Annotated in this window: 19 protein-coding genes and 1 pseudogene; 3 read left to right on the forward strand and 17 right to left on the reverse strand. The window is 49.8% G+C overall.

Going from position 1 to position 15,071, the window contains the following annotated elements; all coding sequences use genetic code 11:
* Positions 1-122: 122 nt before the first annotated feature.
* Positions 123-1,106, forward strand: a pseudogene (gene ilvA / locus ACIONG_RS00320) (threonine ammonia-lyase, biosynthetic); the annotation flags it as partial.
* Positions 1,107-1,136: 30 nt separating this feature from the next.
* On the opposite strand, the gene ACIONG_RS00325 reads toward ilvA, so the two are convergent.
* Positions 1,137-1,442, reverse strand: coding sequence for an NIPSNAP family protein (locus ACIONG_RS00325; protein ID WP_103305024.1), 306 nt, complete (start codon positions 1,440-1,442; stop codon positions 1,137-1,139).
* A gap of 21 nt (positions 1,443-1,463) precedes the next feature.
* Positions 1,464-1,949: a serine protease inhibitor ecotin gene (gene eco / locus ACIONG_RS00330; RefSeq protein WP_315448349.1), complete on the reverse strand. Its 486-nt coding sequence runs from the start codon at positions 1,947-1,949 to the stop codon at positions 1,464-1,466.
* A gap of 370 nt (positions 1,950-2,319) precedes the next feature.
* Here eco and ACIONG_RS00335 point away from each other — a divergent pair, with 370 nt between their 5' ends.
* A complete protein-coding gene (locus ACIONG_RS00335; protein ID WP_103305022.1) occupies positions 2,320-2,589 on the forward strand; it encodes a DUF1652 domain-containing protein in 270 nt (89 codons plus the stop codon).
* Here the strand turns inward: ACIONG_RS00335 and ACIONG_RS00340 are convergent.
* Positions 2,586-2,984 (reverse strand): hypothetical protein, encoded by a 399-nt coding sequence (locus ACIONG_RS00340; protein ID WP_401295834.1) that lies wholly within the window; start codon positions 2,982-2,984, stop codon positions 2,586-2,588. The two genes, ACIONG_RS00335 and ACIONG_RS00340, sit on opposite strands and share 4 nt — an antisense overlap.
* 91 nt (positions 2,985-3,075) lie before the next feature.
* Positions 3,076-3,345 (reverse strand): DUF2790 domain-containing protein, encoded by a 270-nt coding sequence (locus ACIONG_RS00345; protein WP_315448353.1) that lies wholly within the window; start codon positions 3,343-3,345, stop codon positions 3,076-3,078.
* 494 nt (positions 3,346-3,839) lie between these two features.
* Between ACIONG_RS00345 and ACIONG_RS00350 the strand changes: the two genes are divergently transcribed.
* A complete protein-coding gene (locus ACIONG_RS00350) occupies positions 3,840-4,136 on the forward strand; it encodes a hypothetical protein (protein ID WP_401295838.1) in 297 nt (98 codons plus the stop codon).
* A 62-nt stretch (positions 4,137-4,198) separates the two neighbouring features.
* Here the strand turns inward: ACIONG_RS00350 and ACIONG_RS00355 are convergent, their stop codons facing one another.
* The 13 genes from ACIONG_RS00355 to ACIONG_RS00415 form a co-directional block, all read right to left on the reverse strand.
* Positions 4,199-4,993, reverse strand: a complete 795-nt coding sequence (locus tag ACIONG_RS00355) for a PoNe immunity protein domain-containing protein (protein WP_401295841.1) — start codon at positions 4,991-4,993, stop codon at positions 4,199-4,201.
* Positions 4,994-5,019: 26 nt separating this feature from the next.
* Complete coding sequence (locus ACIONG_RS00360; protein WP_401295844.1) at positions 5,020-5,553, reverse strand: hypothetical protein; 534 nt, start codon at positions 5,551-5,553, stop codon at positions 5,020-5,022.
* The gene (locus tag ACIONG_RS00365; protein WP_401295847.1) at positions 5,550-6,356 is read right to left on the reverse strand and encodes a PoNe immunity protein domain-containing protein; all 807 of its coding nucleotides are present in this window, start codon (positions 6,354-6,356) and stop codon (positions 5,550-5,552) included. The genes ACIONG_RS00360 and ACIONG_RS00365 overlap by 4 nt, the downstream gene beginning before the upstream one ends.
* 33 nt (positions 6,357-6,389) lie before the next feature.
* Positions 6,390-7,163 (reverse strand): PoNe immunity protein domain-containing protein, encoded by a 774-nt coding sequence (locus tag ACIONG_RS00370; protein WP_315448362.1) that lies wholly within the window; start codon positions 7,161-7,163, stop codon positions 6,390-6,392.
* On the reverse strand, positions 7,160-7,885 hold the full coding sequence (locus ACIONG_RS00375) for a YcxB family protein (protein ID WP_103305014.1): 726 nt from the start codon (positions 7,883-7,885) through the stop codon (positions 7,160-7,162). Before ACIONG_RS00375 ends, ACIONG_RS00370 begins: the two co-directional genes overlap by 4 nt.
* Positions 7,886-7,926: 41 nt before the next feature.
* Positions 7,927-8,697 (reverse strand): PoNe immunity protein domain-containing protein, encoded by a 771-nt coding sequence (locus tag ACIONG_RS00380; RefSeq protein WP_315448366.1) that lies wholly within the window; start codon positions 8,695-8,697, stop codon positions 7,927-7,929.
* A 69-nt stretch (positions 8,698-8,766) separates the two neighbouring features.
* Entirely contained in the window at positions 8,767-9,540 is a 774-nt protein-coding gene (locus ACIONG_RS00385; protein WP_401295852.1) for a PoNe immunity protein domain-containing protein, read from the reverse strand.
* 47 nt (positions 9,541-9,587) lie between these two features.
* Complete coding sequence (locus tag ACIONG_RS00390; RefSeq protein WP_401295855.1) at positions 9,588-10,379, reverse strand: PoNe immunity protein domain-containing protein; 792 nt, start codon at positions 10,377-10,379, stop codon at positions 9,588-9,590.
* Positions 10,380-10,434: 55 nt separating this feature from the next.
* Entirely contained in the window at positions 10,435-11,373 is a 939-nt protein-coding gene (locus tag ACIONG_RS00395) for a type VI immunity family protein (protein ID WP_401295858.1), read from the reverse strand.
* Between the two features lie 28 nt (positions 11,374-11,401).
* Entirely contained in the window at positions 11,402-12,364 is a 963-nt protein-coding gene (locus ACIONG_RS00400) for a type VI immunity family protein (protein ID WP_401295861.1), read from the reverse strand.
* Between the two features lie 83 nt (positions 12,365-12,447).
* Positions 12,448-13,389, reverse strand: coding sequence for a PoNe immunity protein domain-containing protein (locus ACIONG_RS00405; RefSeq protein ID WP_401295864.1), 942 nt, complete (start codon positions 13,387-13,389; stop codon positions 12,448-12,450).
* A 3-nt stretch (positions 13,390-13,392) separates the two neighbouring features.
* Positions 13,393-14,184, reverse strand: a complete 792-nt coding sequence (locus tag ACIONG_RS00410) for a PoNe immunity protein domain-containing protein (protein WP_401295867.1) — start codon at positions 14,182-14,184, stop codon at positions 13,393-13,395.
* 139 nt (positions 14,185-14,323) lie between these two features.
* Positions 14,324-14,980: a DUF2931 family protein gene (locus tag ACIONG_RS00415; protein WP_401295870.1), complete on the reverse strand. Its 657-nt coding sequence runs from the start codon at positions 14,978-14,980 to the stop codon at positions 14,324-14,326.
* Between the last annotated feature and the right edge of the window lie 91 nt (positions 14,981-15,071).

A 15,071-nucleotide genomic window follows, 5' to 3' on the forward strand; every position in this document is an offset into this window, starting at 1 on the left:
TAGCTCACGACTGCAGCACCCAACCCGCCCTAGAGGCGGGTTTTTACTTTCTGTCTCCCGGGTTTTAACGAAAAACACCTTCCCCTGTCGGAGTCGCGGCAGTGGAGGTGAGTCAGGAGACGATGATGAACGACCCGCAAACCCTGCTTGAGCACTACGTGAAGAAGATCCTCGCCGCGCCGGTTTACGACATCGCGGTGCGTACGCCGCTGCAGGCTGCGCCAGCCTTGTCCGAAGCATTGGGCAATCGCATCCTGCTCAAACGCGAAGACCTGCAACCGACGTTCTCCTTCAAGATCCGTGGCGCCTACAACAAACTGGTGCAGTTGAGCGACGAGCAGAAGGTGCGCGGCGTGATCACCGCATCCGCCGGCAATCATGCTCAAGGTGTGGCGCTGGCGGCACGCGAATTGGGCATCTCGGCAACCATCGTCATGCCCTCGACAACGCCTGAACTCAAAGTCCTCGGTGTGCGCAGTCGCGGCGCCGAAGCGCTGCTGCACGGCGAGAGCTTTCCATTCGCACTCGCCCATGCGCTGCAACTGGCCGAAGAGACCGGCCGCACCTTCGTTTCCCCCTTCGATGACCCGGACGTGATTGCCGGCCAAGGCACCGTCGCGATGGAGATCCTGCGCCAGCATCAAGGCGCGCTGGACGCGATCTTCGTCCCGGTGGGTGGTGGCGGTTTGATCGCCGGGATCGCGGCGTACGTCAAATATCTGCGCCCGGACGTGCGCATCATCGGCGTCGAATCCGAGCACTCAGCTTGCCTGAAAGCGGCCCTGCAAGCGGGCGAACGGGTGGTGCTGCCCACGGTTGGCACATTCGCCGACGGCGTGGCCGTGGCGCAGATCGGCGATTACGGATTTGAAGTGTGTCGCTTTTGCGTGGATGAGGTGATAACCGTCAGCAACGACGACCTCTGCGCCGCAATCAAGAACATCTACGACGATACCCGCTCGATCACCGAACCTTCCGGCGCCCTGGCCGTGGCCGGTATCAAGCAATACGTGGCGCGAACCGCTGTGCGCGGTCAGACCTTCGTGGCAATCGACTCCGGTGCCAACATCAACTTCGACAGTTTGCGACACGTTGCCGAGCGCGCCGCTGTGTGCGGCGCCCCCGCGTGATGGCGATCAGGGCAGCATCGGGCGCAGGAAGCTGCGCTCGTAGCTGACGATGAACTTCTTCTCGACCAGTGATTGCACCAGCGCAGTACTTTCCGGGTCGGTCAGTGCGATGTGCCGGTAGCTTTCGTAATCCGCCAGCGACGGAAAACTGAACAGGCAATAGGCGATATTGCTCGCACCCTCGGACGGCAGAAAGTAGCCGTGATGAGTGCCGCCCAAGCGCTCGACAATGCCGAGCCAGGCCTTGGCGTAGGCCTCGAATTCGGCCAGTTGATAAGGGTCGATCACGTATCTGACGTGGCAGGTAATCACCGATGACGCTCCTTGTTCAGATTATTCCTGAATGGCGGTGCCGACTTTGTCCGAGGCGGACCAGATGCGATAACGCACTTCGACGTCCGACGGGGCATACACCACCACCGGCAACTTGCTGTTGTACCGCAGCATGAAACCGTCGCCGACGACCGGCACGAACGCGCGTTTCTTCTGCGAGCCGGGCGGGCAGGCCATCATTGTGCTCATCGGGCCGATAACCTTTTCCAGTCGGTAGAACGAGTAACCCCAGCCTTCGAGGTTTTTCTCGTCCAGAACCCCGCCCAGACGCTGGCGATTGCAATCCACTTCGAGAGTTTTGCCCGCGAGAATCTCGACCTGGAAGTTCTCTTCCTGATCCTGCTTGGGCAGATGAATGACCTGGCGCGTGAAGCCCGCTTCAGCCTTGGGATACGGCGCGACATCTTCCAGTTTCGCTGCGTGGGCGACAGTGGAAAGGCTGGCGATGATCAGGCCGGTGGTCGCGTAAGCACGGAAAGAACCCATGGAAGCCTCCTTGCGGGTGTAGTGTGATTGACGGGCATTCTTACCGTCACTGGCGGTGAATGCAAACCGACGACGAATTGCAAATTGCAGGGCCTGGAGGGGCGTTTCTTGCAATTTGCAACTGGCCCAATACTGGCCAGTTCGCCAAGTGCTTGATTTCACGAGGGTCAAAACGATCCGATGAAAGGCATGGTTTATGCGTCTCTATGGTGCAGCGCACCGGATTCGGGCGCCTACACTCCAATGGGCATTTCGCAGTACAACCGTTTGTTGCACCAGGGAAACAGCGGGGACACACCCGTGCAGGGGCAGCAAAAGCGGTCAACGTGAAAAGTTGATTGGCAGTTTCATCAATAAGGAGAGGTTCATCATGTTTCTGTCTGCCTTGGAACTACGCAATATCATTGAAAGCAGTTTTCTGCCTAAACGTTGCCAATGCACGCTGTCGCCGGACTTGTCGATGACCGTCAAGGTCTTCGGCGATCACCAGACCGATCAAGTCGATCTGCACGTCAGCGGCATTGACGCCAGCCACCTCAACGGCTGTCGCGAAATCAACGAATTGATCGCCGGGTTGCGCTCGGATCTGGCGCAACAAGCCACGCCACACCACTACAGTCCGCGCTCCCGAGCCGTTTAACCAACCGTTTCACCCAGTTCGACCGTCACGCGCCGGGCCTGCACAAAACCAAGGCCCAGCGCGAACTCGACCAGCACCGCGAGCAAAATCCCGGGGCCGGCGTGGCCGTTCAGCCATTCCGCAAAGCCCAGCACCGCCAATCCAAAACAACCGACGATAAAGCCGTTGCTCAGCGCATTGCGCGCGATCGACACCGGCGCTCTGCGCAACAGATAAAACATCACACCCAGCGCCGCAAACAGCACCGCGCTGCGCCGTGCAACAAATCCGGCCCCCTCGGAATACTCGATACTCCAGATCGCCAACAACATGTCCGGCACCAAGCCCCAGACCAGCGCCAGCAGAAAACACAACGAAGAAGTGAAAGTCGACAACGTGCGAAACGACAACTGCATGGCGAATCCTTGCGGCAGTGAGGAGGGGCCCCGAGCATAACTCCGCAAAACCCCTCACGCCTACCGCAAAGCCGCAAATCAGACGTTTCTGTCAGTTCTGGAAGTTGCACGCGTCAGACATTTTCCTGTAGCTGATCTCCTCGGGTTTACCGGTGTTGTCGATGTACTTCATGTCGGCGGTAATGACCTTGCACTGCATCGTGGAAGGCTCGGTCATCGAAACCACCTTCGCCACATGCAGCGGCATGCCGTACTGGTACGGCACGGCATTGGACGTAGTGGACGTGTCGCTGGCCTGGGCCAACCCGGCGAACGCGGTGCAGGCGAGGGCGGTGGTGAGCAGGAAAGGACGAATGTTCATGAAAGGACTCCCGTGCGACGCAAAGAGAGTTCGGCGTGGATCAGGCCGAACTTGCCGCACTGGGCGTCAGCCAACGGCTGCGAGCGTGCGGTCAGGTAGAGTCTTTGACCGCGGCGTTAAGCGATGGTTAACCCACCTGAACGCCGGCTGTCAGCGAGCAGGGCGATTTCTACGGGACGGGTGGCGTATTCCTACAATGGCCGATGCCTTGTCTGCTTCCGGTGGCTGGAGTGGGGCGGTTATGGTTTGGCGTCGCTGCAAAATCAGCGATTCGGGTTTGGTCACCTGAACGATTACCCCATTGCAAATGTGCCATCATTTGCGCTGCGGACATCTATGTCTGCGCAGTGCACTGTTGTGGCGGCTGTGTGCAGGGTCGCTTTCGGGCGAGCTGAGTGGGGTTGTCTCGGTTGACCAAACCTGCATACAGTCCGCCTCCCACTGTTTGGTCACAGTGCCGGCGGTTACTTTTGCCCCAGTTTGAGTAATCACCGATGCCAATCATTTATCCAGTCCCCAGTCGCGACATCCCCCTCAACAGCGGCGTCACCGAAAGCGCGCCCCTGGTCATCGACACCGAAGCCAATCCCAAAGACATCCTCGAAGCCGCCGTCCAGCGCGTCCGCGCCTCGGCCGACCTGCTCGAAACCTTGCATTGCCTCTGTTTCAAACACGCAGACGTGCAAGACATTCCGCACATCACCCACGCGCTGTACCTGCTGACCCAGGATGGCAACGACTTGCTGCAAGTCGCGCAACAGCTGATGTTGAACTGGAAGGCGCCAGTCTGAGTTTTTCGCTCAAAAAAGCCTGCCATCGAAAGAGGGCAGGCTGAGTTGTTTATGAGGCCACTTCAGCGGGGAGTCACTTCAGTCGATTGCAGGTGCCGCGCATATTCGACCAAGTCCTTCGGGTAAGCCCAATGATCGTTCTGGCGATCATCAATCTCATACAGAAAAGCAACGGCGGCGGCCTCGAACGCCCAGTAACCGACGTAATTACCGTCATCGTCTTCAATGTCGAGATGACTGTCATGCCAGTTGGTTTGCTCCTCTTCAAACCCGGCGTACCAACCTTCGCAATATTGCCGAAGCAGCTCACTGGACTCTGAGGCGTCCGATGCGTAAATCGCCCTGATCAGTGGGGTGTACAAATCGTGGTACCACTCATCAAGGTCTGCCCGGCCGGGTAAATCCTTGCGCAACAGATCTTCATACAACGTGTCCTCGCCTGCGTAGCCAGCCCGATCAATCAACGCGCAGAACCTCGCCAGCAAATCGGTGCGCCGCAGCAGAATGCACAAACTGATGACCTGAACGCATTCTTCATACTGATCCGGCCAGTCATCAATGGCCAAAGGCGAAACATTGGCATCATCGTCCAGAGCCAGCGCCCGCTGATGGATTTCATAGCAATCCACCAGCTTCTCCAGTCGCGGCAGTAAAGCGGCAATCGGTTCACCTGCGGTATAGCTGATCAGCAAAGCGTTAAATGCGGCTTCCTTGAAATAAGCCGTACGCAGTGCCTGCTCCTCCTCGGGGCTGTCAGCCTGCATGGTTTGGCCCATCCAGCGGGACTCGGTTTCGTCATAAAGCCGGATGGATTTTTGATAGTAAGAGTCAGTCAGGAACGCTTGGCGCTTACGCATGCGGGGATCTTCCTTGTCCATGCAAACTACTTCAGATCGATCACTGTGAATTCACCCGGATCGGGCAAGACATCAAACCCTTGCGGCTCATCTGTTTGGCCATTCTTTGCGAAAGAGTCATAGACGATGTACTTCTCGGGCACCTCGTATCCTTCGTTGGGAATGACCAGACGCATCTGTTCAGCGCTCAAGTATAAAAAACGCGGCAAGGCCTTCTCGGCAAAATCAATACGCTCCAGCACGCTGCTTACTGGATTTTTGCGCAAGACGACCCCTTTGGTATAAGGCGATCCGTAGTTCAACGCAAAAATCAAAGTGGCGCCTGTGCACTTTGCCAACATCACGTCACCGACAAAGTCCTCATCGGGCATGTCCGTAAAGGCTGTTTCGATTTTGCCGTCGAATTTCACAAACAGACGCTGGCCGTCTGCACTGGAGGTAGCGAGCAACGCTATTTTGGTTCCATCCAAAAGAGGGCAGGTCAACAGCGTTTGCTGCGAGTCTGCCCACGCCGGGCGACACATCAGCGTGATCAGTAAAAGGAAAAACACTTTGTTCATTTGATGGGGCCGATTTCATAGACGTTATTGCGAGTGGTCGGCTTATGGCTTCTTGCGTACTCGACCAGGTCTTTCGGATAGACCATATGGTCGATCTGGCTGTCGTCTATGCCATACAGGTAAGCAATTGCCCCCGCTTCCAGAGCCCAATAGCCCACATAACTACCTTCTTCACCGTCAAGGTGCGTGTCGTGCCATGGCGCCTGTTCAAAGGTGCAGTACCAGTTGTTGCAGTATTCACTGAGAAAACGCGACGCTTCGCTCTTGTCTTCAGCGTAAATCGCCTGAATAAGCGGCGTGGAGACGTCGTGATACCACTGATCGATATCCACTCGCCCAGGCAGAACTTTGCTCAGCAAATCTTCATACAGCGTGTCTATGCCGGCGTATCCCGCATTGTCGATCAAAGAGACAAAGCGTTTTAACAAGTCAGTGCGGTGCAGCAGGATACACAGGCTGATGACTTGTAGGCATTCCTCGTATTCGTCAGGCCAGTCATCGATGATGAGCGGTGTGATATTGGGGATTTGCTCGTAAATGGCCATATATTTTTGCAGCTCTTCGTAACTGGCAATCAGGGTTTCCAAAGGAAGAATCAGGCTTTGTATGTCCTCTCCGGCGGTGTAAAGCATCAAAATGTGCTTGAGGTGCAAGCTCTGAAAGTTTCTGGCTCGCAGAGACTTCTCCTGCTCCGGAGAGTCAGCCGTGAACAGCTTGTCTTTCCAGAACTCAAACTCTTCCTCGAAGTAGGATTTGAAACTTTCATATCGAGCCGTAGTGAAATATTTTTGTCTGCTATTCAAGTGTCAAGTCCGTGACGAAAGTGCGTTTGAAGTTTATGCGCTTGGAGCATGTGATCTAGCGTATTCCACCAGATCCTTTGGGTAAACCATATGGTCTATTTGGCTGTCATCAATGCCATACAAATAGGCAATCGCCCCTGCTTCAATAGCCCAATACCCTACGTGATTTCCATTTTCGCCCTGTAAATGCGAGTCGTGCCAAGGGGCTTGCTGAAATGCGGCGTACCATTGGGCGCAATAGTTTTTTAGATACTCTGATGCTTCCCCTTTACTTTCTGCATAAATAGCCAGAATCAATGGTGAATATGTCTCGTGGAACCATTGATCTACATCGTGTCTATCAGGAAGTAATTTGACGAGCAGATCTTCGTATAACGTATCGTCCCCAGCATAGCCCGCCCTGTCGATTAGTTCTACAAAGCGCTTAAGCAGGTCGGTACGATGCAATAGGATACAAAAGCCAATGATCTGAACACACTCTTCGTATTCGTCAAGCCAATCGTTTATTGCAAGTGGAGATATATCAGGTGTCCGCTGGTATTCAGCGAGTTTGGCTTGCCTGAGTTCATGCTTTGTTATCAGATCTTCAAGCAGCGGGATAAGGGAGTAGATTTCTTCCCCAGCAGTATATGCTGCCAAAAGCCTGTCAAATGCTAGTTGCTTGAAGTATGTGGCGCGCAGCGACGCCTCTTCCTCTGCTGAATCGGACTGAAAGGTGTTTGTTTCAAAAAAAACAATTACCTCGTCATGCTCTCTTTTGAAGTTTTCGTAATGGGTTTTAGTAAAAGGATGTTGGCGTATATTCACTGCTGAACTTTCCCTGTTGAGTCAAGGGAAGTACCCATATTTCGCACCATTGAAGTTTGGTCGTCAAATGCGGAAACAGGTATCCGGCTCAAAAACAGTTCCAAACCCTGCTGATACGAGTCAACGTCCATCACCTCGCTATGTCTGGGGATGTGATAGGCCTTGCCCTTGCTGTCCAGTTTTGCGCACGCAACGGAGTAGAAGTCGGGTGTTACCTTGAGCCGCACAATCTGATCCCACGCAAGTCTGCCTTTGGCGCCTTTGCCCTTGGTAAAGAACAAGGTAAAACCATCTTCATCGAATTCCAGGCGATAAGCGCCTTCAGCAGCCTTGAGTCGGGCACGTACCGTTGATTCGATCAGGCGCAGGTTTACCTTATGAAAAGGCTTGCGAGGTTTCGCACGGTTGGCGGCAATCCGCTTGCGCAAGCGATTTAGAAGGCGTTCGGAGAAGAACCGCCAGCACAACACGTATGCCACGGTGAAGAACACCAGGGCGATGAGCTTCTCCGGGCTCAACTCGCGCGCCGGGAAATAAGCGCCCAGAATGCCGCCAACCAGCCCGAGCAAAAACAAGACCGGCGCGAGCAGACGATCCTCAATGCGAGCCAGTTTGCCAAGTAGGCTGGCCCTCAGTTGATCATCCTTGAGTATTTCCTGCTCAACCAGTTTGCCGATTCTGGACTGTGTGTGTTCGGGGGTGATGGTGTATTGCAATTCCATGGTGCTGAATCCGAAATCCGTTTTCTGGGGGAGGGCAGAGTTTACGTGTTTGCCTTGCGTCTGGCGTATTCCACCAGATCTTTTGGATAGACCATATGATCGATCTGGCTGTCGTCTATGCCGTACAGGAAAGCAATTGCTCCTGCTTCGATAGCCCAATAGCCCACATAGCTACCATCCTCGCCTTGCAAATGTGTGTCGTGCCAAGGGGCTTGAATGAAAGCTTCATACCATTGGTTGCAATACTCTCTCAGTCGCTGTGAGGACTGTTCTTTAGACTCCATGTAGATGGCTTGTATCAGGGGGGTGTAGACGTCGTGAAACCACTGGTCAACATCATGTCTGTTTGGCAGCACTTTTCTTAATAGGTCCTCGTATAGGGTGTCACTCCCGACGTACCCCGCCTGATCAATCAAAACTACGAATCGCTTCAATAAATCGGTGCGGTCCAGGAGAATACACAAGCCTATTACTTGGACGCACTCTTCGTATTGATACGGCCAGTCATCTATAGCAAGCGGGGATATTTGGGGTTCCTGTTCATAAATAGATAACGTGTTCTGCCGTATTTCGTATTTCTCTATCAGTTCCTCAAGCAACGGAATGAGGATTTCTATTTCCTCTCCCGCCGTATAGCAGGCGAAGATTTTGTCAAGCAGAAGGTCTTGAAGATGGCGTGCTCGAAGCGACGCTTCTTGTTCGGGAGAATCTGATTCAAATTTATTGGTTTTGCAAAAGTCTATAACTTCTTCGTACTCCTTCAAGAAAATTCTGTAGTGACTTTCGCTATAGTATTTTTGCCTTTTGTTCACGTTTCTTCCTTGGTTATAAAAATCCAAGCCTGTCTGGAATCTTATGCACTCAGTGAGTAGCTTGATATGTCAGACGGTCGATTTATTGTTTCGTGCATACTCGACCAAGTCCTTTGGGTAAACCATATGGTCGATTTTGCTGTCATCTATGCCGTACAGGAAAGCAATTGCTCCTGCTTCGATAGCCCAATAGCCCACATAGTTACCTCTCTCACCTTGCAAATGATTGTCATGCCAGGGAGCTTGTATGAAAGCGTCATACCATTGATTACAATACTCCCCAAGCAGTTCTGAGGATTTTTCTTTAGAGTCCACGTACATAGCTTGTACCAAGGGTGTGTAGACGTCGTGATACCACTGATCAACATCATGTCTATTTGGTAGTGCTTTTTTCAATAAGTCTTCGTATAGCGTGTCATCCCCGACATACCCTGCCTGATCTATCAAAACTACGAACCGCTTCAATAAATCGATTCGATTCAGCAGAATACACAAGCCTATTACCTGAACACATTCTTCGTACTGATCCGGCCAGTCATCTATTGCAAGCGGTGATATCTTCGGTGACTGTTCAAGGATTGATAACTTATATTGTAATGTTTCGTATTTCTCAATCAATTCCTCAAGCAATGGAATGAGTATGTCTATTTTCTCGCCCGCAGTGTAGCAGGCGAAGATTTTGTCAAGCAGAAGGCTTTGAAAATGGCTTGCTCGAAGCGACGCCTCTTCTTCAGGAGAGTCCGATTCAAATGTGTTGGTTTTAGAGAATTCAATAGCTTCGTCGTACTCTTTCAAGAACGATCTATAGTGGCTTTCGCTGTAGTATTCTTGCCTTATGTTCATGTTTCTTCCTTGGTCTTAAATTTTGAATATATTATTTCTTTTCGCGCTCAGTTAACAACCTGAGACTCGTCACTCGCTCGATTGTCTCGTGCGTACTGAACCAAGTCTTTCGGATAAACCATATGATCTATTTTGCTGTCGTCTATGCCGTACAAAAAGGCGATAGCTCCTGCTTCGATAGCCCAATAACCTACATAGTTACCGTCTTCCCCTTGATGATGAGTGTCGTGCCAAGGAGCTTGTTTGAAGGCTGGGTACCACTGACTGCAATATTTTTTAAGATGTTGGGTAGCCTCTTTTGCCGTTTCTGAATAAATCGCCTGTACCAGTGGGGAGTAAACGTCGTGATACCACTGGTCGATGTCGTGCCTGCCGGGTAAAACCTTGCAAAGCAAATCCTCATAGAGCGTATCGGTGCCTTTATAGCCCGCGTTGTCTATTAGCACTACAAATCGTTTTAGGAGGTCTGTGCGATGTAATAAAATACAAAACCCTATAACTTGAACGCATTCTTCATATTGGTAGGGGTAGTCGCCAATCGCCAACGGTGATATTTCAGTAATCTGTTCGTTCTTTGCCAGTTTGTCCTGATATATTTCGTATTTTTCGATCGCATCCTCAAGCAGTGGAGGTAGTTCGGATATGTCTCTTCCCGCCGTGTACGTCGCTATCAGCTTATTCAAGGCCTGGCGTTGGAAAAACCTGGAACGAAGCATTTCCTCTTCTTCGAACGAGTCTGATTTAAATTTTCTTGTGCGATAAAAATCGTTAGCTTGGTCATGCGCACTTATAAAAATGCTGAAGTGATTTTCACTATAAAATTTTTGTCTCTGTTTCATGTTATTAGTCAATATCTTATTAAGTTGACTCTGTGTGAAATGGGTAGTTGATGGTTTATTCCTGATCAAAGCGGGCGTACCATTGCTTGGTACTTTCCTCCTCGAAGCAAATTCCATGAGGAGAGTAATGATGAATTTGATCCGGTTCTGGAATGCGCAGTGGCTTTAATATTTTGTTTACTGCAATGTAGGCGTCGAGATCATCTCTTCCTTCGGCGCCGAGTTGCGGGTACTCACCTGCTTGAATAATCAGTCCATTGTCATAGTTGACAAAATCAATGTCGCTACGGCTACTTAGCTTCTGGCGCAAAGCGGGCTCCCCGCCAAGATTCGCAATAAATGAATTCCCGACTATGGTTTGCCAGTTAACGCCTTTTATATGATCGATAAGCTCGGAGGCCAAACTGTGAGGCATTGAATCAACATCCAGGCCGGTGTATTTTTGTGCAAGTTCATACTCGATAGGCATATAAACATCATAGTCGAACGGAAGTGCCGTGGATAATCCACCGTAACCATGCTCTGCTTCGACTTGGTTGCACAGGTATTTTACCCAGGTCCTGTACGTGGTCAGCCCCTCATCTGATGCAATGAAGTCCCTGGGGAGAACTAGTTTTATATACGAGCGGTCGCTGTCTTCATGAACTTCGCGAGAATTAAGCACGGATATCCCATAATCCGCAGCTTCTTTAGTGCTCGACGCACTCGTTAGGTGCAATTCGCACCGTTCATTACCAGATGATGAGCGAATTTTGGTAAATGCTTCTTCTAGTGACTCCGAAGTCAGTAGTTTGTAGCTGTCCTGAAGTAATCCGTTAAGGTGTGCTCCAAATTCATCATTGAATTTTCCAAAGCAGTCAATAATCTTCAGTTTTTTTCCTGCTGTGTAGCCTTCTTTAAAGTATAAAGTGATGATGATACTCAGTTTTGCAACGGGTGTTCCATCGGGAAGTTCGAAGCCCAGATCTGCGGCGCGTTGTTCAAGGTTTTTCATTATTTAACTCACGATGGTTCTTGATGCTTCATTTCGAATCGTTATCATCTTGATCAAAACGAGTATACCAGCGGGCGGTGCTGTCTTCTTCGAAGCAATTTCCGTAAGGCGAGTATGTATGCAATTGATTCGGCGCAGGGATCCGCAGCGGTTTAAAAACGCGATTCACTGCTACATAGGCCGCCGGCAATGGTTCATTTATGGGGCCCAAGTCCGGAAGCTTACCGGCGCGAACTATCAAACCGTATTGGTATTTCATTACCTCTATATCGCCGCGCCCGCTAAACACATGACTGATTGCATCTACGCCACCCAATTGTTCAGCAAATCGATCGCCTACGACGGTATACCAGTTAACACCTTTAATATGATCGAGGAGTTCTCGTTTGAAATTAGTTACCAAAGAGTCAACTTCAAGACCGGTGAACTGCTGGGCCAATTGGAACTCCATGGGCATGTAGCTATCGAAGTCAAACGGTAGGATGCTGGAAAGTCCGCCATACCCATGCTCAGCCTTAACTTGATCAGCTAAGTAAACAAGCCAGTTGTTATAACGTGCCGCACCATCGGGTTCTTTTAATATACTCCATGGTAGCGTCATTTTTAGAAATGAGCGTCTTTGATCACCATGTACTTCAAAAGAATTCAGTGCGGTTAGGCTATACTCGGCGGCTTCGTTGGCGTTAGTGGCACTACTGATGTGCCATTCGTATTGTTCATTTGGGCCCGTGTCGAGAATTTTTGAGGTTTTGTTATTGAAATTTGTACCATTTAGTCTTTTGTAACGGTTATCGAACTGACCTTTTAAGTGTTGGCCAAACTCTTCCTTGAAACGTGCGAAACACTGCATGACAGCTTCTTTGCTCTGCCGTAAATAGCCCTCTTTAAAGTAAAAAGTCGCAATCAGTCCCAATCTGATAACCGGTGTACTATCCGGTAATTCAAATGTCAGGTCGGATGCACGCTCGGTCAATTTTTCCAGTGAGTTCATAGGATTTCTCTTTTGTCCGCAAGATAATGCCTGTGTGCTTTGCTCAAAGCATGAAAACAGACCTAAGCGAATCGGAGATCCGCTTATTCATCTCCTGACCAATACCAGATAGTGTCTTCCCAAGCTAAGTCTTTATACTTCTGCATGATTTCGCCTTGGTTAAAGTAACGGCGAGAATCTGCCTCAGCCGGAGTAAACCAGAATCCTGCTTTACTGCATGGTTGACCAGCGTCTATGCGAGCAACCTGAAATTTATTGGATACTTGATGATTTCTTGCGTATTCAACCAGTTCTTTCGGATAAACCATGTGGTCTATATCGCGATCATCAATGCCGTAAAGAAACGCTACTGCTCCTGCTTCCAATGCCCAATATCCACAGTAGCTACTTTCATCGCCTTGTTTGTGAGAGTCATGCCAAGGTGCTTGTTTGAACGCTGGATACCAACTTTCGCAGTATTTTTTTAACAGATTTGAGGCTTCGCTTTTATCCTCTTCGTAAATAGCGAGGACTAGAGGTGTATAGACGTCGTGATACCAACGGTCAACATCGTATCGGTCAGGTAATAGTTTGCAAAGTAGGTCTTCATACAGTGTGTCATCACCGCCATAGCCTGCGGGGTCGATTAGCGCAACAAAACGCCTTAGCAAGTCGGTTCGGTGAAGGAGTATGCATAGACTAAAAACCTGGACGCACTCCTCGTATTGGTCTAGCCAATCATCAATTGTCAATGGTGTTATGTTGGGGATCCCTTCATAGATTGCTAATTTCTTCTGTAGTAGTTCGTAGCTGTTTATGAGGCTTTCCATCAGTGGGATGAGATTGTTTATTTCGTCTCCCGCGGTATAGCAAATGAGTATTTCTTTAAATATTAGTTTTTGGAAGTGTCGGGCTCGAAGAGATTTTTCTTGATCTTCCGAGTCTGCTTGAAATGTGTTTTTCTCAAAAAATGCTGTTGTTTTTTCTTTGTTCTTGAAGAAATTTTGATAGCGGTTTTCGCTCAAATACTGTTGTCTTCTATGCATCTTTCAAGCACCAACCCGCGATTTTTTCGTGTTTTGCTGGTTTCGGGCGTATGTGACGAGGTCTTTTGGATAAACCATATGATCGATTTTGCTGTCATCTATGTCATACAAAAAGGCGATCGCTCCAGCCTCGAATGCCCAGTATCCAACGTAGTTTCCTTCTTCACCCTGCAGGTGAGTATCATGCCAAGGTGCTTGTTCAAAGGCCGAATACCATTGATTGCAGTATCTTTGCAGAAAATTTGTAGCCTCTTCTCTTGTTTTTGCATATATGGCTTGTACTAGCGGTGAATAAACATCGTGATACCATTGGTCTACGTCAGTTCTGCAAGGCAGTATTTTGCAGAGTAAATCTTCGTATAGCGTGTCGTCGCCAGCATATCCTGCATTGTCTATCAACTTAACAAAGCGAGTTAGCAGGTCTGTGCGATGCAATAGGATGCAGAGACCTATGATTTGTACGCACTCTTCATATTCGTGTGGCCAGTCGTCTATTGCTAACGGTGAAATTTCTGGGGATTGTTCCGATACCGCTAGTGCCGCCTGCCGGATTTCATATTTTTCAATCAGGTATTCCAATTGTGGAATCAGCGAAGAAATTTCTTCGCCTGCTGTATACATGGCTGTTAGCTTTCGAAGTGCTAAACGTTGAGCGAATCTTGAGCGAAGTGTCGCTTCACCTTCGGGGTTGTCGGACTTGAATTTAGTCGTATTTAAAAGCTCGACAGCATCGGCATGCTCTTTTAAGAAGTTGTTGTAGTGGGCCTCATTAAAGAATTTTTGTCTATTTTTCATTTTTACGATTCAACTTATGCAGATCTAATGTGCCAAGTTTTTTATCAAAACGCCCGAAAGCTCAAATGACAAATTTTCGGCGCGATGTTCAAGGTTTTTCCTACTTTACTCACGATGGTTCTCGACCCTCCGGTGCCTTTCAGCGCTCCCATGAGTTGTATGGCACGCCGAATTTTTCAACATAGGATTTGGATTCCTTGGAGAGAGAGTCATATTCTCCTCCAGACTTACCCTCGTAGGGGCCTCGAGGGTCTATCTCAGCTTTAATCTTTGCCACTTCGACGGAGGTCATGCAGGGGCCTGCGACCCAAACTTTAGCAATTCCTCCGGGAACGAGGTGGACTGTAATTGATTGACGATATCCGGTGATCCATTTTCCGTCCGCCGCACAAAATACCTTTTCACCCTGACGCATGAGTTCCCTGGTCGAGTCAGAGATATCAATTTCCATCTTGTAGGTTTGCGGTTCAACTAGAGACTGCCAACGTACATATATTTTTTTTGGAAGGTCGGCTCCTGTAACGTATTTACCGCCTCCAATGCCAGCTTTTTTAGGCCAGCCTCGTGGATCTCCGGAATTGTTTGGAGGCGTCTGCAATGACGCGACGCCGCTCATCGCGCGCCTGAACACTTCGCCTCGAATATCTATTACATCTGCCGTTTCGATCCAGACTTCCATATAGTCGGGAGCAGAAAATCCAAGATGCCACCTATCGTATGGTAAAGCCCCACTGTAAAATTGAATGCATCCCGCAAGCAGTAATGCAGCAAATATAGGTGTTAAGTATTTACTCATTCGGGGGGTACCATGTGCAGCAGATTATCGATTGGCTTACTGATAAGTTACGTGTTGTACTCAATCAAATAGAGAATGTTATGGTTTGTGC

The sequence above is a fragment of the Pseudomonas sp. NPDC087817 genome (assembly GCF_044742875.1).
Classification (GTDB): Bacteria; Pseudomonadota; Gammaproteobacteria; order Pseudomonadales; family Pseudomonadaceae; genus Aquipseudomonas.